Annotated in this window: 16 protein-coding genes; all 16 read right to left on the bottom strand. The window is 50.2% G+C overall.

The window, feature by feature from the left end; all coding sequences use genetic code 11:
- Positions 1-43: 43 nt before the first annotated feature.
- Entirely contained in the window at positions 44-1,321 is a 1,278-nt protein-coding gene (locus BMW93_RS16260) for an NAD(P)/FAD-dependent oxidoreductase (RefSeq protein WP_090378214.1), read from the bottom strand.
- A 70-nt stretch (positions 1,322-1,391) separates the two neighbouring features.
- A complete protein-coding gene (locus BMW93_RS16255; RefSeq protein WP_090378211.1) occupies positions 1,392-2,120 on the bottom strand; it encodes an isoprenylcysteine carboxylmethyltransferase family protein in 729 nt (242 codons plus the stop codon).
- Positions 2,117-2,866 carry a carboxy-S-adenosyl-L-methionine synthase CmoA gene (gene cmoA / locus BMW93_RS16250; protein ID WP_090378208.1) on the bottom strand — a complete coding sequence of 250 codons (750 nt, stop codon included), beginning with the start codon at positions 2,864-2,866 and terminating at the stop codon, positions 2,117-2,119. The genes BMW93_RS16255 and cmoA overlap by 4 nt, the downstream gene beginning before the upstream one ends.
- 27 nt (positions 2,867-2,893) lie before the next feature.
- A complete protein-coding gene (locus BMW93_RS16245) occupies positions 2,894-3,520 on the bottom strand; it encodes a sterol desaturase family protein (RefSeq protein WP_090378206.1) in 627 nt (208 codons plus the stop codon).
- A gap of 1 nt (position 3,521) precedes the next feature.
- Positions 3,522-4,091, bottom strand: a complete 570-nt coding sequence (locus BMW93_RS16240) for a DUF4833 domain-containing protein (protein ID WP_090378203.1) — start codon at positions 4,089-4,091, stop codon at positions 3,522-3,524.
- A gap of 22 nt (positions 4,092-4,113) precedes the next feature.
- On the bottom strand, positions 4,114-5,031 hold the full coding sequence (locus tag BMW93_RS16235) for a PfkB family carbohydrate kinase (RefSeq protein WP_090378200.1): 918 nt from the start codon (positions 5,029-5,031) through the stop codon (positions 4,114-4,116).
- Between the two features lie 42 nt (positions 5,032-5,073).
- Positions 5,074-5,781 (bottom strand): HAD family hydrolase, encoded by a 708-nt coding sequence (locus BMW93_RS16230; RefSeq protein ID WP_090378197.1) that lies wholly within the window; start codon positions 5,779-5,781, stop codon positions 5,074-5,076.
- Between the two features lie 299 nt (positions 5,782-6,080).
- Positions 6,081-7,124 carry a lysylphosphatidylglycerol synthase transmembrane domain-containing protein gene (locus tag BMW93_RS16225; protein WP_090378195.1) on the bottom strand — a complete coding sequence of 348 codons (1,044 nt, stop codon included), beginning with the start codon at positions 7,122-7,124 and terminating at the stop codon, positions 6,081-6,083.
- A complete protein-coding gene (locus tag BMW93_RS16220; RefSeq protein WP_090378192.1) occupies positions 7,117-8,076 on the bottom strand; it encodes a CDP-alcohol phosphatidyltransferase family protein in 960 nt (319 codons plus the stop codon). The genes BMW93_RS16225 and BMW93_RS16220 overlap by 8 nt, the downstream gene beginning before the upstream one ends.
- Positions 8,076-8,945, bottom strand: a complete 870-nt coding sequence (locus BMW93_RS16215; protein ID WP_090378189.1) for a hypothetical protein — start codon at positions 8,943-8,945, stop codon at positions 8,076-8,078. Before BMW93_RS16215 ends, BMW93_RS16220 begins: the two co-directional genes overlap by 1 nt.
- Before the next feature lie 46 nt (positions 8,946-8,991).
- Positions 8,992-9,705, bottom strand: a complete 714-nt coding sequence (locus BMW93_RS16210; RefSeq protein ID WP_090378186.1) for a sugar phosphate nucleotidyltransferase — start codon at positions 9,703-9,705, stop codon at positions 8,992-8,994.
- 27 nt (positions 9,706-9,732) lie between these two features.
- The gene (locus BMW93_RS16205; protein ID WP_090378183.1) at positions 9,733-12,303 is read right to left on the bottom strand and encodes a DUF5686 and carboxypeptidase-like regulatory domain-containing protein; all 2,571 of its coding nucleotides are present in this window, start codon (positions 12,301-12,303) and stop codon (positions 9,733-9,735) included.
- 114 nt (positions 12,304-12,417) lie between these two features.
- Positions 12,418-13,428, bottom strand: a complete 1,011-nt coding sequence (locus tag BMW93_RS16200) for an NAD(P)-dependent oxidoreductase (protein ID WP_090378180.1) — start codon at positions 13,426-13,428, stop codon at positions 12,418-12,420.
- Positions 13,425-14,546, bottom strand: coding sequence for a hypothetical protein (locus tag BMW93_RS16195; RefSeq protein WP_090378178.1), 1,122 nt, complete (start codon positions 14,544-14,546; stop codon positions 13,425-13,427). Before BMW93_RS16195 ends, BMW93_RS16200 begins: the two co-directional genes overlap by 4 nt.
- A complete protein-coding gene (gene spt, locus BMW93_RS16190; protein WP_090378175.1) occupies positions 14,543-15,754 on the bottom strand; it encodes a serine palmitoyltransferase in 1,212 nt (403 codons plus the stop codon). Before spt ends, BMW93_RS16195 begins: the two co-directional genes overlap by 4 nt.
- A 449-nt stretch (positions 15,755-16,203) precedes the next feature.
- Positions 16,204-19,350 carry an efflux RND transporter permease subunit gene (locus BMW93_RS16185; RefSeq protein WP_090378172.1) on the bottom strand — a complete coding sequence of 1,049 codons (3,147 nt, stop codon included), beginning with the start codon at positions 19,348-19,350 and terminating at the stop codon, positions 16,204-16,206.
- Positions 19,351-19,354 lie beyond the last annotated feature (4 nt).

Here is a 19,354-nt window from a genome sequence, read left to right as displayed (position 1 = left end):
TTTTTGTCAAACTGCCAACGATAAACGTTGAATTACGGTTCCATTAAACCGATTCGACCTTTTCCTGCGTTACCGAGGGCTTGATGATCATTCGCAGGGACTGATCTTTGGTGAAATAGGCGATCATCCAGTTGTAAAGCGTTTTCATGCGATTACGATGGTTGATCAGCGCTATAAGGTGAATGAAAAGCCAGGCCAGCCACGCGATCACGCCTTTGAAATGTACTTTCGGCGAGGGCAGGTCTACCACGGCCTTGGCACGGCCGATGATGGCCATCGAGCCTTTATCATTGTATTTAAATCCATGCAGCGGCTGGTTCTCCACAATTCGCTCGAAGTTGCGCGCGAGGTTCTTGCCTTGCTGAATGGCTACCTGCGCAACCTGCGGGTGGCCGTTCGGGAAGCCTTCGTCGGTGGTTTGCAGACAGCAGTCGCCGATTGCGTAGATATTGTAGGAGCTGTTCAGTTTATTGTGCGCGTCCACGAGCATCCTTCGCCCGCGCCCGTAAGCTTCCGCCGGAATGCCTTCGAATACCCGGCCTGTAACCCCGGCGGCCCAGATGAGCGTTTTCGCGTCGATACTGTCGCCTTCGGAGAAGTAAACTTTGTCGTCGACAAAGTCGGACACGTGGGTATTGAGGCGGATCTTCACGCCCAGTTTGCGCAATGCTTCATACGTGTCCTTTTGTGATTCCTTGCTCATGGGCGAGAGTAATGCCTCGCTGCCGTCGACCAGGTATATTTCACTGCCTTTTCCGGCGAGGTCCGGATATTCCTTGCGGAGAATCCCGTTACGCATTTCGGCAAACATCCCGGAGATTTCCACGCCCGTAGGGCCACCGCCCGCGATCACAACCGTGAGCAGCTTTTTGATTTCTTCCGGATCGTCGCTCAGCGTCGCCTGCTCCATTTGCGTCAGTAGTTTGTTCCGCATACTGATCGCGTCTTCGACCGTCTTCATCGGCGTCGCATTCCGCTTCACGTTCTCCATGCCGAAGAAATTCGTTTCCGCGCCCGTGGCCAGCACGAGGAAATCGTACGATACCTCACCGTTATGCAGGACGATCTTGTTCTCTCCCGGCACCACTCTTTGTAATTCCCCTAACCGGAAGTGAAGGTTTTCCTTACCTGAAAAAAGCTTTCGGAACGGGTAACTAATGCTCGATGGTTCCAGGAAGGCCGTAGCGACCTGGTATATCAGCGGCGGAAAGAAGTTGTAATTATTCTTATCCACCAGGGTTACCTCAAATTTTTTGCTTTTTGCAAGGTCCAGCGCCAGATTGACGCCTGCGAACCCTCCTCCTACGATTACAATATTCATGGTGCTTTTTATTAGGGGGTTAATGAATGTGTGATGCTTCGGTAGGTTCAGGAGGGTGCAGTCATTAAAGTCATGCCATGCTGTCTGTCATTTTTCCGGATTTCTTCAAATACCTTACATAACCATACAATGCGCCGAGTACCAATACGATCGCCGCGAAAATCACGATTCTGCTATCCGGCGTCGGCACGATCTCCGGGTATTTGAAAATCAGGATGGCCACTATACCTATCAGCCACACCAGCAATGTATTATATTCTTTCAAAATCCATCGCTTGTAATTAAAGCGCATGTCTTTGAATGTCTCTAAAATACCGGCCGGATTGATCAGCCAACGGTTCACCCGGCTGCAATAAGCGTCGAATTGCGTACCGAATTTATTCCTCAAAAAATTCTCCTCGGCCAGTACGATCGCCTGATATATAAACAAAAACAACGGCATTACGATTCCGACATAGATCAGCGAATTGGCCAGAATACCCACGCCGAGCAGCATCAGAATGTTCCCTACATATAGCGGGTTGCGGCAATGCCGGAAAATACCCTCGGTCACCAGCGTTTCGGCATACACTTTTTTATCGCGGCCCCCGCGGATAATGTACGCGAGGCCGATGGTAATACCCCGGATGATTTCCCCCGCAAACGTCACCAGCAATCCGAGGATCACCGGGTACAGAAAATAGGCTGGCCCGAATTGCTCACGCGAAAAGATCGGCGGCGACGGCACAAACAACAGCAGGTACAGGACGATAAACAGGTTATTTCTGTACTTGAAAAAGAAGTTACCGATCGCGATCATGATTTTTTATGAGCTATCATTCCTGAAAAATTGTACCACTTGAAGAAAATTTCGCAGTCGGCGAAACCGGCCTCTTTCAGCAGAAGCATGTTTTCAGACAACTTGTACGGGATCAGTACGTTTTCGAGCGCTTCCCTTTTCTGCGAGATTTCGAGCTCGCTGTAATGGTTCCGGCGCTTATAGTTGTAATAGTATTTGATAAAATCACGATTGAATATGCTGCTTTCCGCCAGCACTTTCTCCACCAGCAACAGTACGCCGCCGGGGTTCAATCCTTCGTAAATGTTTCTCAGAAGCCTTTCACGGTACAATGGCCTTACGAACTGTAATGTAAGGCAAAGGATCACGACAGAACCGTTGGTAATGGGAAGTTGCTGATGCAGATCGCCCGCAACGAGGTCGTAAGGACGTACGAACCCCGCCTCTTTCAACTTCACGTCGCATTTATCGAGCATTTCCTGCGACTCGTCGATCCCGATGAACCGGATGTCCGAGGGAATGAGTTGGTCCAAACCGATCAGCGTAGTGCCGGTAGAGCAGCCCAGGTCGTACACAAATGTACCTTCCTTCACATGGTCGGCAGCGATCTCGGCGAGCATCCGCTGCATCTCGTTGTAATAGGGTACTGACCTGCTCACCATGTCGTCAAAGACATTGACCACCGTTGTCCCGAACTTGAAGTCCGAAACTTTCGTGATTTCATCTCTGAAGACCTGGTCTAAATTCTCATTTCCAAGGTTCTTCATAAGTTAAAGTTACAGTTAGATTGAGTTCTACTTTGGGGCGCGCTTTTCGTTTGAATCGAAAACCCTGTCCCAAATATCTGAACTTACACCGTAACCTTTACTAGCATCTGAATAATGATGTTGCATGTGATGCTTTTTTAATTTCTTCCAGAACGCGGATTTGAAATTGGCATGATGCAACGCATAATGGCTCATATCATAAAAAAGATACCCGGCCATGAACCCCGAATAGAAGGCCGCCACATTGTATTCACTCAAAAAAATCGTGAACAAAAAGTAAAAGCCCGTCGCCAGCGGAATGCTCACCGAAGGCGGCATTACCAGTCTTTTGGCGTCGTTGGGGTAGTCATGATGCACGCCGTGGAAGATAAAATGGATACGTTCCATAAACTTTCCATGGGGTGTAAAATGAAACACATACCGGTGCATAAAGTATTCGGTGAACGTCCAGAAGAACAGTCCCGCGAATACTACTCCTACAAAAGTGTACCAGGCCATTTCCCCGGGGCCTAATGCCTTCCAGGAAAAATAGGTAATCACCGGTACGAAAATGAAAAGGGGTACTGAATAATGTACCTTGGAAAATGCCTCAAGAAAGCTGCTTTTAAACATCCTTGAAGATTCCGTCGCATTGGAGACATAGTTTTTAGGCATGTCAGGATGGTTTTATTCGCTGAATAATGGTTTTACCGGTGGCAATCTCGGTGCCTTTGAGCTCGATGTAGAGCACGTTAGGCGACCAGAACGTACCGCCGTCGATCCGGATGAATACCCTGCTCAGGATGCATTCCTTTTTATCGATGTTGGTATAAACGTGGTATTCATTCCGGGTATCCCTTCTCAGGTAAAGCGGCAATTTCGAATAGGCTACCGAACGAAGTTCGTAGTTTGCATTACCGATCGCCTTTGAATTGATACCGTAGGCAAATTTACGCTGCAGATAATTGAGCTCTTTGCGTATCCCGCCTTCCGGATAACGGATCCAGAATGTGTTGACGGGGTTCTTTTCGCTGATTCTTCCCTGTTTGTCGACGTTAAGCTGGTAACAGATTGTATTCGTATTCGGATCGCGCTGAATGTAAAAAAGTAACCCGGGAACGTTGTTCGGGACCGGAAACTCGTCCGGGTCCGTGGCCACGGTGCCGTCTTTTTTGTCGGTTAACCCTCCTGCATACGAAACAAGCGTCAGGCTGAGCGCCATCAGAATGTTGAGTACGTATTTCATGACTTTAATTCAAAAACTATATTCAAAAAATGGCTTGTGCGATTACCTCGCGGTCGCATTCGCCGTATTGCAATACTTCCCGCACATCTTCCGCATTGCCGGAAAAAGGCCCCGACGACTGGATTTTCAGTGTCGCCATCGCTGCCCCGAACTCGCCTGCCTCCTGCACGCCGGCGCCCTTCACGCGCTGGCTCAGGTAACCGGCCATATAAGTGTCCCCGCAGCCGGTGGCGTCGATGACGTCGGTAGGTTTGTAGGCCGGGATCTGGTAAAAATGGTCGTCCTTATAAATTAGTGAGCCTTTGCTGCCCAGCGTAATGATGACTTCTTTTACCCCCAGATTGGCGAGATATTTCGCACCTTCGATCACGTCGCTCGTACCAGCTACAACCTCCATTTCGAATTCGTTGGCTTTGAGCACGTGGATGTAGGCCAATGCTTCCTTTTTATCTTCCCAATCCGTATAAAAAACCTTCTGGTCTTTCACATAGCGCAGGTACCCCTGAATATCGAGGGAAACTTTGCCTTTGGCAGCCAGCATTTTGATCAGGTCCACGGTAATGTCGTCCGAAAGCAATGGTCCCAGATGGAAGTACTTTGCTTCGATGGCAGGCATTTGCGAAACGGTGAATGGAGCTGCCTTATGCAGTACATTCTGCTCGCGGTGGTCCTGGTTGGTGCTGTAAATGTTTTCGAAATAAACTGTGTAGGGGCTGTTCTGGGAAAATACTTCGATGTTCTCTTCCCGCAAGCCGGCAACGATATGGGCTTCCTTCTCGGCCAATGCCGTTACGAGCATATAGCGGACGTCGAACTGCCGGAGCGCCTTCGAAAAATAGAACGAAGTGCCCCCGGGCATATACTTGACAGACTGGGCAGTAACTACTTTATCCAAAGTGATATGCCCGATGGTACAAATGTCGTACATGGTAATTTTCATTTATTTTCCGCCAGGCATTCAAATGCCCGGGAAAAGTTAATATTAGCCCAGGTTTTCAATGGTGTCAGCCACCTGGGCAAAATCTGTAATTTCGGCATCGGCAACCGATACCTGCGCCTCGGCATCGTCTTCGAACCCCGCCACATTCAGCCAGATCGCCTTCGCGCCGGTTGCCTTCGCAGGCAGAATGTCCTTGGAATACGAATCGCCTACCGCCACGCATTCATGCGGAAGAAAGCCCTGCGCTTCCACGCCCAGCTGCCATATCGCGGGATCGGGCTTCCGGACGCCGACCACTGCCGATTCGACGACAGCCTGGAAATTATGCGCAATGCCAAATTCCTTTAAAACACTGTTCAGGTTTCCGTAAAAATTGGAAACCATTACGAGCGGGTATTTCGCAGCCAGTTTTTCGAGGACGGGCGCTGCCTTTTCAACATTAGTGCGTGCGACGCGGTCGCATTCGCGGGCGATGGCCTCGATGGCCTGGCTGTCCAGCTCGTATCCGTTTTCTTTCAAATAGCCAAACTGCTGCTCTACTTTGAGAAACAGCACATCATAAAACACATGATGCGGCTGGATGATCGGATGGATAGCCAATGCCCTCTCGCCAAACTTGTATGCACTCGCAAATGCTTCTTTGTCAACCTTTAAATGATTATGCTGATACGCATCCCACAAAACATTGGCCCAATGCAAGCCATTTGTATCAATTGTACCGCCATAATCAAATAAAATTCCTTTAATCATATTCCTTATCTGTTTCCAGGGATTGAAATCCCTGGCTATTAGATTCTTATATTAATTTCTTTCAACTAAAATTATTCTGCTTCCACTAGCCCTCTTTCTCTCCTTATCCGTCCTCTCAAGAGGGCGGCAATTGATTTTTTTCACTTGCTTGCTTCACAAGTAATGCTGTGCATTACAATCCAGAAGCCAATCCCCTTGCCCCGGACTTTAGCCCGGGGATCACAGAATCAGATCACAATTAGATTCAGATTCACAATCAGATATAGATTCAGATCACAATCAGATTCTGATTCAGAGAATCAGTTTGATCTAACAGGAACTGGTTCCAGTTTTGGATCTGTGCTGTCCAGCTGGTTGTTTTTTGTTTTTCTGTTGATTAATGCTAATCCTATTATAATCCAGACTATTTCTCTAATCCTCAACACAACTCCAATAAAAATCCCTTGCGCCGCGGGCAATCCCACACTTCTCAATGCCAGCGCGAGGCCGCCTTCGCGGGTGCCGAGCTGCATCGGGAAGAAGAAGATCAGGTTTGCGAAAAGCGACGATCCGGAGCTCACGATCAGCGACTGCGCCAGTGTCATGTCCATTCCGATAGCATGGGCCGTGAAATAGATTTCCAGACAGCCGATCACCCTTCCTGCAAATTCATAAAACAACGAAACGTAGAATGCGTTCCGTCGGTCGGAGTACAGCACGCGGATCTGCTCGTCTACTTCGTAAAGCGTTTCCGCATTCTTTGTCGCGAATTCGCGGGCTTTATGTTTGATAAAAGGCACTTTTTCCAGCAAGCGGAATGTGCTCACCGTAAAGCCTTTTTTATATACATTAATAAACCAATACCCTAAAACCAGCCCTACCACCAGCAGAATGCCGCAGCCAATCAACATTACATCGCTCAATGGCACCACGGCAACAATCAACAGAATGGACGCCAGCCAGAAGAGCACGTGCGAAAACATATGCATCAGGCTGTACAGCAGCACCGAGGAGGTCGCTTTCTGAATGCCGAGCGCCGGTTTCAGCTCCATAATGCGGTAAGGCTCGCCGCCCAGCGCGACGAATGGGGTAATGTAGTTGATCGCATAGCCCGAGATCGTCAGCCTCAGCACCGACCAGAACGACATATTCGTCTCCGGCAGCTTCGGCTCGCGGATGATCGCGCGGAATGCGAGGGCGTTCAGGATGTAAATCACCAGCCAGCTGCCGATCACCGGCAGGAACCAGATGCCGGTTCGGTTGATGTTTTCCCAAATCACGAGCAACCCGGTGCCATAGATCATATAGCCCAGCGAGAAAATGCCGATTGCCATGAAAAGGGCCTTGTACACCTTGCTACCCATTGTATTTGCCTGCGGTTATCTCCTTGTAAAAATGATTGCTCACCTTTTCCTGCTGCACGATCATGTAAATCAGGATCGGGTTGAGTACGAAAATGTCAAACAAGAAATAGATCCACGACTGGTCGAGGAACAGCCATATGAAGAGAAATATCACCCGGGTATTGAACTGGACAATATTGGTATACTTCATCAACGGCTTGTTCTGCGCGCGGAAATCCGTAACGAGTTTCGCAGGCAGGCCATTCTGGTACTTCTCTTTCACCACGGCCAGCAATTTTTGCAACTTCGGCGAAAAGAATTCCTGCTCTTTGGTATAATTCAAATACAGTCGCGCCACGATTTTCATCCCGAACTGTCGTGTCCAGCTCATTTCGTCGTATTCCTTTTGCAAATCGCGGCTATTATCGAGCTCACTGCCGTTGGTACCTTTGATGAAAAACAAATGCACGTTGCGGTAGTAATCCGCCATCGCCGACTGGATCATGTGCGACGCGCCCGCTACCACGCCCGGTACCCATATCCACGCACTCCAACCTTCTTCCATACTCCGCAAACACAATGCGATGTGAATGGCGATAAACCAGAAATCGCCGGCAACACCATCGAGAATGCGACCGAACCGGCTCTTGTCGTTCGTCATCCGCGCGAGCTGACCGTCGGCGCTGTCGAGCGAGTTGGCAAACATCAGCGACAGCATCCCGATCACATTGATCCACAACTGCTGCGGGTAGAACAATATCCCTGCCGCCACGCCGAAGAAAATACTGATGATCGTCACCGGGTTCGGGCGCAGGCCTACCTTGGCGCAAAACAATGCGATCTGGTAGCCTATCGGCCGGTAAAACCAAATATCGATCTGCTCCTCGGTATCGTTCGATTTCAGCGAATTTTCGAATGCCGAGGTTTTTTCGGGTTCTTCTGCAAGTGGGCGGGGTGTGGTGGTTGTTTCCATTAATTATTATCCAAAAATCGTTGGTAAAGCCGGCCGGCAATGTGCCCTGCCGCCTGATCGCGGCACGGTGCGAAACTTGGCCAGTCGTTCAGATCGATGATGCGAAAATCGCCGTCCTTCCCGATAATGGCATCGCCCCCGTAAATATCGATCCCCACTACTCCTGCCGCTTCATTGGCGGTATTCTGCAAACCTTCCGCGCTGAACGGGTAATACACCGAATTGCCGTTGATCTGCTGGTATTCCGCGTATTTATGGTGGTTATTGTCGTACGGATAGAACCAGAAGAAAAAGTCTGTTCCCCTAACCCCGTAAAACTTCACCAAATCACCGATCAAATGCTCGGAGATCACGGCGTCCGGAATCTCGCGCAATGCGTATTCCCTGAGTATCTCCTTGGCTTCCTCGCGCGATGCGGCAAACGACACATCTTCCTTGTGGATGGCGTGGAAATCGCCCCTTTTGATCCAGTAACCTTTTCCTTTGATCTGATCAAAAACCTCGTCTCCCTGGTAATCGGTCGGTACGATGTAGCTATCGGCTACCGGGATATTGGCGTTGTTCAATGCATTCGTCAGGTTGGTGCGAAAGCAGTTTTCAATGCCGAATGCGGAGTTCAAAACCTGCGTACCGTTTCTTTCCAGTTCCTGTAATTTGGCCACCACCTGCTTTTGGCGCGCCATGGTGAAAATCTTGCCGTAATTCACTGTTTCCATTGCCAGGAACTCATCTTCGCAACAGATGGTAATGCGGCATCCCAGTTTTTCGAGCTCTTTGGCTGTTTGGGAAAAAATCGCATCGTCGTTCCCGATATGGTTGGGCGAGAACTTTTTGTTTCGGTGCACGCCCAGAATTTCTAATTCGTTCATGTATGGTGTTGACCGGCAAAACGCCCCGGTCTGCTAAAATTGTACTCTAAAATGCCATCTCGCCGCTCAAAAACAGCTCGGCGGTCTGGATATCACTCACATGGTCCACGTCCACGATTTTGGTAAATGGATAGGCTTTCAAATGCAAACCATCCGCTACAAGCTGTCGCTGGAAGTTCCGCATCCGGCTCACGCCATTCTCCACGGCTACATTCACGGTCTCGATCGCTTTCCTCCTGAGACAATAAATCCCGCCTGAAACAAACGGGGTATCGGTACTATTGTCGTCGGTGAATGCGGTAATGCGGTCGTCGTCGTCAACTGCCACGTAAAGAGGACTTTCGTCGTCGATAAATGCGGTCACGGCCATTTGCCCTTCCAGTTGTTTGCTTTCTGCAAATTCGGTGATGAATGCAGTGAATTCCTCTTCGCGGAAAACGGTATCGGTGGTGGTCAGGCAAACTTCACTCAGTTCCGGGTCGCTTTTAAACAACTCGTAAACACTATGCAGCGAGCTCGGTGTGGTTTTCTTTACAATCTGAATCGGCAGGTTTTCGCTCAGCCCCATCAAATGCATTTCCAGCAACGGCGAGTCTTCGTTGACGATGACCATGATCTTCTCCGCATTATTCCGCATGAAAATCCCGATCAGCCGGTCGATCAGCATTTCGCCGTGCAGGCTCACCATCGGTTTGGGAAGTGTAAATCCTTCCTTCGCCAGTCGTGACCCTTCTCCTGCTGCTATGATTGCGTAATTCATAATTGGTGTCCCTTTTAAATCAATGCCTTAAAAATCAAGCCTGAACCGCGCCCGGATACCCCATTCCGACACATTCGGGTTGTCCAGGTATGTAAAACGTTTTACCAGGTCTACGCGCAACAGCTTGAAAATGTTGGCAATACCCACGCTACCCTCGATATAAGGCTCGCGCGACAATGTATAAGTGACCGGCTTGCCATCCTGGTCGGTAGCGAAGCGGTACAGCGACGGGTTGAATGCCGGGTTGTTCTCATCCCGCAAACCACCCATCAGGCCTTTGAAGCTCAATACTTCGCGTAGTTTCAGTCTTTTCAGCAATGGTATTTTGTTGAACAAAAAGCCGTTCAGGTAATATTGCACATCCAGGCTCGCATAATGGTCGCTCGCGAATTCCAGGAAGTTCATCAGGTTATACGAGTTCAGCTGGTAAGCGTACGTCTGGTTGGCACGGTGGATCGTCAGCAGCGGGAACTGGATTTGTTTACCAAAAATATAACCGCCCTCCGCTGTAATATCCGCGAAACCGAATTGCGACAGATAGAAGCGCTTCTGGATGTTCAATGCCACGTTGTGGTAGTTGTTTTCTCCTTCAAAAACCCCTTTCAAACCCGCATTGTAGCGCAAGGTGAAGATCGGGTACTTGTTGATGATCGGAGTCCGGTACAACTTGCCCTGATAGTATTGTTCGTGCGGCGCATAACGGAATTCGACGTTCGCTTCGGTATTGTTCAAAGCCATCGCGTTTTCGAGTTCCCCGCCCTCGTTCAGGTGCTCATAGCGCAACACGCCCGCAGGAGTTTGTCTCCATTGGGTAAAACCGATTTTGTAAGAGAACCGGCTCTCGAACTCGCGTACGTATTCGAGTTTGTAAATGTCATTGTACAACCACCGGTTATTATCCCCGCGTTTGAACGACAACAGGAAGTTATCCTCCTGCACAAACTGCAATTCCTGGCCCGGGATCTTGGTATCCCGCTGGAAGCTCGCCCGGATGTAATGCAGCGGGAAGTGGTATACCGATTTATTATTGAATGAATAGGTACCGCTCAAAAAATACTTCCATTTCCGGTCCTTGAAACCGTATGCCGCGTAAGTTTCGAAATATACCCGCTTGCTCAGGTCGGTCGTGGTACGTCCACCGAAACGCAGGCGGAAACCTTCTATCGGGTTGAAGCTGTAAAACGTATTCACCGGACCGATCTCTACTGCGCCGAACGATTTGTACCCCGAAAGGAACAGCGTCGCGATGTCCATCGTCCGCTTGAACGACGGGATGGTTTGCAACGTGTCGATATTCTTGTAAATATCCAGCTCTGTACGTTCCAGCGGAATGTGCCGTTTGCTGGCCCAGAATGACTCGCTCGTTTTAACCTCCGGATTGTAGACGATCTCCTCATCCGGCCCGCGGTAAATGCTATCGGGACGCGACTGGTTAATGGTATAATCCTTGAAATTCACTGTCCGTTGACCGTACAAACCGCCGTTCTTCTCGCCCAATGCAAATTCCATGGCGAGCGTCGATTTGTTCATGAAATAGCGGCCGTCGGTACCCTTCTCGAATTCCAGGCGCGCTTCGAGGTCACGCATGAAGTTGAGGTTGATGTCTTTATTGACGGTCAGGTAAGCATTCTGCACGCCGTATTTGCCATCGAGGGTAATGAATAATTTACCTTCAAAAAGCATATCCGTCTTGTTCCGCGGCACAAAACCCAGTTCGATCAGTTGCGGATCGGCGGTTTTAATGGTGTCGCGGATAAAGAATTTATAGAATGTCGGTGCGGCATTCGCGATCGGGCTGAGCAACAGGTTGGTGGCGATGGAGATATCATTGTCGTAAATGTTGATATCTTCATACAAACGGTTGAAATAGGCGCTCAAACCGTCGTTATCCACAAACTTGGCGTCAAATTCGGCCCGGCGGTTGGCCAGCACGTATTGTTTCTTGTTGTAGGGACTTTTGCGGAAGTAAACTTTCGAGAGTTTTTCCTGAATGTAGGCCGGTAGCATGTTCTTGCCGCCCATCGCCGTGGAATCCTGGCTTTTAAACAAAAACTGGTAATTCCTGAAAATGCGTTTGTCCTTGAAATCGTCGGACAGGTTGCTCAATGCGAGCGAAATCTTTTCGTACTGTTCGTATTCTACAAAATTGTTACCCGTCGGTTTGTTCTCGTCTTTGTGCGCGATCACCTCACGGATAAGCTGTACCGCCGGATTGTCCTTGTTCCGGTAGCGTGCTTTGGTTTTAACGGTCACCTCTTTCAGCATGGAGGCGTCCACAGTCATTTTCACGTCGATCGTCTGGCTCACGCCCGGCTTGATCGGCTTTTCAACGGCCACATAACCTACATAGGTGAATTTGATCGTCGCATGGTCCTCACGCAAAGTCAATGCGTAACGGCCATCGGCATCGGAGGCGGTCCCCATGGTTGTTCCCGGGATCAGGATCGACACGAACGGCAGGGTTTCACCTGTCTTCGCGTCTGTAACGGTACCTTTTATAGTTGTTGTCGACTGTGCGACGGCCATTCCCGCGCCGATCTGCAAAACGCTGATCACCAAGAGTGTATATAGCCATATCGACTTACTGATTGCTTTCATGTTGGAACGTTCGTCACGTGTTTTGGCTGTCCTCTGCTTGTTTGAAAATCATGTACGCTGCATACCTGCCGGCAGATTTACCGGCCGCAGCTGATGATCAAGCGGGTACGATAGTTAAAGCCACTTGTTCTCCTTATACCAGGTCAATGTCTCTGCGAGGCCTCGGTGCAGATTGTATTGCGGTTGGTAATGCAGGCGACTTCGGGCCGCATCTATACTACAGATCCAGTTAGGGGCTGTGAGTTCTTTTAGTTTTTCTTGGTTTAAAACCGGTGTTGTTGATGAATTTGCATAAACAAGATCCAGGAACCGGGCGATCGTTTCGACCAGCAGCAGCGGCAGGTGCGTGCGGAAAATCTGCTTCCCGCTGATCGCCCTGAACTGGTCTGCCAATGCGTAACGGTCGTATGCCTGTCCGTCCGAGATATTGTAAACCGTAATTTCCTTCTCCGTTTCCCTCAATGCCGCCATAGTAGCCGTCACGAGGTCTGTTACATACACGAAACTCAATCTTTGCGGTCCTTTGCCGATGTAGGCATCGAGGCCTTTGCTGAGTGTTTTAAAAAGAACAAACAAGTCCTTTTCGCCGGGGCCATACACTGCTGTCGGGCGGATAATGCTCAGCGGCAGGCCATTTACCTCTTTCAGATATTGCTCGGCCAGCAGCTTGCTTCTTCCGTAATCCGTCACCGGAACAGGCAAGGTTTCTTCTGTAATGGGCTGGGCCGCATTGTAAGCCGCGGGGCCTAATGCCGCGAGGCTGCTCAAAAACACAAACCGCTTCAACGGAATATCCGCAGACACGGCAGCCTGCGCCAGATTCAGCGAATATTCCGCATTGACCAGGTTATAGGCGCCGGCGGTTTTGGCTTTGGTCACTCCCGCCGCGTGGATGATGTAGGAATAGCCCCCATCTTCCAGCAGCTTCGTCAATTTATCTTTGGAACTGAAATCAGCATTCACATACACAAGGTCCTTCGGATCTGCATTCAGCTTTTTCAGGAAACTCAGGTCGCTGCTTGGCCTCACCGCCGCATGGACTTCCATGCCCGCTTCGAGTGCCGACGCTACCAGGTGGTAACCTATAAATCCGCTGGCCCCTGTTATGAATAGCTTTTCTTTCATATCGGTTTCTCAAACAATCTGTACCGTTTGTACAGCTTCCCGTTGATCTGCTCGATGGCGTGGTTCATCAGATAATTATCTTCCAGCATCCATGAGCATTCTCCGCCGGTCACTTTCGTGCCGTAGGTGTTCTTGATAATGCGGCCGTACAAACAGGCTTCAATACCCATTTTGCGGTAGCCGTCGATCACCCCGAGCGTGAGCACGCGGATACGCGTGATGTTCTTTTTGCCAAACAGCAACTTAAAAATCCCGGTCGGCAGCAAACGTCCGCGCTTGATTTTGATCAGGATCTGGTTGATATCCGGAATACCGAGTATAAATCCAACCAGTTCGTTATCTTTTTCAGCGACCAGACAGTACCTCGGATCAAGGATCATTTTCAGGTCCTTGGCCAGGTATTCGAACTCCGCTTCGGTTGTCGGTACGAAACCCAGGTTCTTGTCCCAGGCCTTGTTGTACACTTCCCGGATCTTCACGACTTCGTTCTTGAAGTCTTTCAGATTTACCTGCCGGATCGTGATACCGCTTCTTTGGAGCCTTCCTTCCAATGCGTCGATCATCCGTACCGACTTGTCATTGGAATCCGCCACATTGATTTCGTAGGCCAGCAAATCGGTTTTCTTCGTCAAACCGGCCTTTTCCAGCAATGGCAGATAATAAGGCGCATTGTAAGGCATCATCGCCATCGGAGGCCGGTCGTAACCTTCGATCAGCAGCCCGCAGGTTTCGTTGGTTGATAAATTAACCGGCCCTACGAGCGTATCAGCCCCTTTTTGCTTTACCCAGGCGGTGGCTTCCTTCAAGAGGCCATCCACCACCTTCTGGTCATTTACCGTATCGAAAAAGCCGAAAAAGCCGTCCTTCCGATTGGTAAACTCGTTGTGGTTCGTATTGTAAATCGCCGCTATCCTTCCGTTCACTTTCTCTCCGTCGTAGGAAAGAAACAATTTCACCTCCGAATGCTCATGGAACGGGTGCTTACCCGGTGTGAGCATGTCTTTTTGTGCAATGAACAATTCCGGTACATAATTCGGATCATGCTGATACAGATCATGTGGAAAATCAATGAACTTGCCTAATTCCTTCGGAGTGTTTACGGGGGCTATGCGGGTCATAGTCTTTGTCTTTCGATAATTGCGTCAGGACAAACCTCACGGTAAATGCGGGACATCTTGTCAACTGCTTCCTCGATCTGGCCGAATGTATGAGTAGCCATCAGCGAGAAACGGATCAGCGACTGTTCAGGGCGTACGCCTGGCGAAACCACCGGGTTCACGAAAATCCCCTCGTCCTGCAATCTGCGTGTCATGATGAAAGTCTTCTCGTTGTCGCGGATATAAAGCGGCAGGATCGGGCTTTCGGTTGCGCCCAGGTCGAAACCATTCACGAGCAGCAACTCTTTCGCGTATCTTGTATTGGCCCAAAGACGCTCCATATGGTGCGGCTCGGTTTCGATAATGTCGAGCGCGGCCAATGTGCTTCCTACGGATGCGGGCGTCATGCTCGCGCTGAACATGAGCGAGCGCGCGCGGTGTTTCAGGTAGTCGATCGTTGCGGCGTCTCCGGCGATGAACCCGCCCAGCGAAGCCAGCGACTTGCTGAATGTTCCCATTATGAGGTCCGTTGTTTCGGTTAACCCAAAATAGGAAGCGGTTCCAGCACCTTTATCACCGATTACTCCAAGGCTGTGCGCGTCGTCCACGAGTACCGTTGCATCGTATTCCTGTGCAATGGCATTCAGTTCAGGAAGTTTGACGATATCCCCTTCCATACTGAAAATTCCGTCGGTCGCGATCAGTTTCACCGCTTCTTCGGGCAGGAGCGCCAGCTTCTTACGCAGGTCCTCCATGTCGTTGTGCTTGTACTTGATCACCTTCGAGAACGACAGGCGGCTTCCGTCGATAATGGAAGCGTGGTCGCTTTCGTCGAGGATCAGGTAATCGTTACGGCCGGTAAGGCATGATAACGCACCCAGATTGGCCTGGTAACCTGTACTGAAAAGCACTGCACCTTCTTTACCTACATATTTGGCCAGCCTGCGCTCCAGTTCTTCGTGGATATCCAGCGTTCCGTTGAGGAAACGCGAACCCGCGCAACCTGTTCCGTACTTCTGCGCCGCTTTCTGCGAGGCTTCGATGATGTAGGGGTGGGAGGTCAGACCCAGGTAGGAGTTGGACCCGAACATCAGGACCGGCTTCCCGTTAATGATAACCTCTGTGTCCTGTCCGGACTCGATCGGTCTGAAAAAAGGATATACACCTTTTGCTCTTGCAATCGCCGGGTCTTTGAATTCGGCGATGCGATTATTTAAGATTTTACCCATAGATAATTTGTGTCAGAATCAACAGCTTGTTTTAGTGGGGTGCCTATCGGCGTCAGGCTGTGGCCTGATAGAGACATCAGGCAAGTCAGTTGGTATTGTAGCTTTTATTTTCCATGATAAGTACAATTAGATCGTGAGTCTGGTTATTGATTTTTTCGCTTGTTGACCCGTCATCGATTGCCTTTGAATAATTAATTTCTACCGCTGAGAAACTCCTATTTTGATTCGGCAATAATTCGGGTTAAGAGGTAAACCCAATACCGGACGGACTAGTTCATTAAAATACCCGTTCATTTTGTATTTTTCGGGTAAAAAGAAAAAAAATGTTTTGCCCCGTTTCCGTGCCCGGACCTGTAACCGCCAAGCTCTGACCGACTTTACGTTTGCAGGAAGAATTCAAAGTTGCCGGACAAAACATTAATTTTTTCATGTTACCAGACTTCGTTTCCTTAAATTTCTTCCACTGCGACGCTTTCCCGCACCCTGCCTGACTTCGCTCTCCATGCATTCCACTTTTCCCCTAACCTGTCTACCAAATAGTATGCCATCGGCACGAGGTAGATCGTAAGGAGCATCGAGCTCGTCAAACCACCGATCAGTACCCAGGCCAGCGAGTTCTTCCATTCGGCCCCGGCGCCGGTTGCCGTCGCGATCGGCACCATCCCGATCACCATCGCGATAGTCGTCATCAGGATCGGACGGAGACGTTCTTCACCGGCAATGAGGATCGCCTGTCTGAAAGGTATCCCTTCCGCCTTTTGCTGGTTGGCGAAGTCGACGATCAGAATCGCATTCTTTACCACGAGGCCGATCAGCATCAGCATTCCGAGCATGGCGAATATCCCGATATTGGAAGATGACAACGCCAGCGCCAGCAACGCGCCGATCACCGCTACCGGGATCGAAAACAATACCACGAACGGGTACACGAAGCTGTCGTAGAGCAACACCATGATGAAATACACGAGCATGAGCCCCGCCAGCATCGCCAGCCCCAGCGAACCGAAACCTTCGCTCTGGTTCTTGGCATCGCCGCCCCAGGTAAGTATAATGTCGTCCGGGAGCGGATTTTCCTTTAAACCGGCTTGAATATTACTCACCAAAGTTCCCGATCCAATCCCTAATGTATTGGCGGTGACTGTGACGGATGAGCGACGGTTTTTACGCTCAACAATACTTGGCCCGGTGCTCAGTGTCACATCCGCAAACTGTGCCAGCTGCACGGATTGTTTAGCAACCGGACTATAAAATGTAATCGCCTTCACATCTTCCGGATTTTTGCGATCGAACGCGTCGAGCATAATGCGGATGTCGTAGTCCTCTCCCCCATCCCGGAATTTGGAATCGTCGTTCCCGGCGAATGCATTCTGCATAGTCGCACCGACGGTTTGAATGTCCAGTCCGAGTTTCGCCATTTTTTCACGGTCGATATCCACGCGGACCTCGGGGTTACCCGCTTCCACCGACACGTTCACGTCGTTTGCCCCGGGTGTTTTCCGCAGGCGGTTCGCGAGATCGTTCGCGGCAGCCAGGATCTTATCGAGGTTATCACCGCTCAGGAATACTTCAATGGGCGCCGTTCCGGAATTCACCATTCCGATGGCTGCGGAGTTGAATTCAACGCCTGCGAATTTTTGTTCCAGTTCCTTGCGCACGGAAAGCATATAGTCTTCTGTCGGCTGCGCATTCTTGCGTTCTGTTACCGGGATCAGTTCCACGGTCAGCTCTGTGCGGTTGGTTTCGCCGCGGCCCGAGCTGTTCAGTCCGGTACTCGCCCCACCGACGTTGGCGAAAATCGTTTTTACCTCCGGTTTCTTGCGCAGATAGTCTTCAATGCTTCGTGCCGTAAGGTTGTTCTGTTGCAATGAGGCACTTTTGTCGAGCTTCATCGTGAGCAGGAATTTTCCCTGGTCGCCTTCGGCCACGAACTCCGAGCCGATAATGCCCAGGCCCATCACCCAGCCGGTCATGACGACGATCGCCACCAGTATGCCCGAGAAAGCCAGTTTGTGCCCCAGCACCCATTCCAGGGAGCCGTGGTACCATTTTGTGATTGCTGTCAAACCTTTTTCAAACCAGATCAGGAATGCCTGCGCCGGATTTTTTGGATTAAGACGTTCGACCTTCGCCATTTTGGACGTCATCCACGGAGTTAATGTGAAACTCACCAGCAAACTGACCATCGTAGCGAATGCGACCGTCAATGAAAACTGCCTCAGAAGGTCAGCAATCACCGAATTCACGAAGGTAATCGGCACAAAAACAACCACGATCACGAGCGTAATGGCCAATGCAGCAAAACCGATTTCGGTCACGCCGTCGACCGTCGCGTCCCAGGCGCTTTTACCCATTTCCAAATGCCGCTGGATGTTTTCCAGGATTACAATGGAGTCATCGACCAGGATACCGATCACGAGCGAGAGCGCGAGAAGCGTCATCAGGTTGAGCGAATAGCCCATTACATACATAAAAAGGAATGCGGCAATAAGCGACGCCGGTACCGAGACCATCACGATGAATGCATTCCGGAAACTGTGCAGGAAGAGGAGCATTACCACGGCCACGAGGATCACCGCGATCACCAGGTCATGCGTTACCGCCTCCACAGATTCCAGCGTGAATATCGAACTGTCGTAAGCGATCGCGAATTTGATTTTGTCCTTCGCACTGGCTTTCTCAATGGAAGCCAGCTTCGCCTGCACCGATTTACTGATCTCGACCGCATTCGCATCGGACTGTTTCTTGATAAACAAACCAATACCATTCACGCCGTTGTACCGGCTGATACTTTCGGCGTCGGTCAGGCCGTCGGTGATGTCGGCCACGTCGCCTACGCGGATGGGGCTGTTGCTTACGGGTGACGTGATTACCAGGTTACGGATGTCATCGAGCGAGGCGAACTTGCCTGCAAGGCGAAGCGTCATATTCTCGGAGGTATTTTTGACTTTCCCCGTCGGAAAATCAAGATTGGCCTGGTTAATGGCCTGGGTTACCTGCAAAAGCGATAGTCCGTAGAACCGTAGTTTATCATTATTAACATTAATCCTGATCTCGCGCTGGTCGCCGCCGGTCATGGTAATTTCGGCCACGCCTTCGATCTGCTGCAACATCGGCAGGTATTTGTCCTCCACCTGCTGGTAAAAAACTTCATTAGGCAGGCTCGAAGTAGCAAGCAACTGCATAATGGGCTGGTCGCTGGGCGAGATTTTGGACAACGAGGGAGTTTCCGCATCGTCGGGCAGGTCGCTGAGCATATTGTTCACATCCCGCTGGGCATCTTCCAATGCCTTATCGATGTCGGCACCCGCCTTGAATTGCACGATGACAAGCGACGCGCTTTCCATCGATTTGGAAGTCACATCTTCAATATTATCCAGGCCGGACACCGCATCCTCGATCTTCTTGCTGACCTCGGCCTCTACCTCCGTGGGCGCCGCGCCTGGATATAATGTGGTAATGGTAATAGTAGGAACAGAAAATTCCGGTAACAGCACATAGCTGAGCTGATTGTAAGAAGCCAACCCGCCGATGAACAGGATCGCGAACAACACGATGATCATCGAAGGGCGTTTCAATATGGTTTCAATGAATTTCATGAGC

Origin of the sequence: Dyadobacter sp. SG02, from assembly GCF_900109045.1 — a bacterium.
In the GTDB taxonomy this organism is placed as follows: Bacteria; Bacteroidota; Bacteroidia; order Cytophagales; family Spirosomataceae; genus Dyadobacter.
Note: the sequence above shows the minus strand (reverse complement) of the source record. Positions and strands in the feature narration are given on the sequence as shown.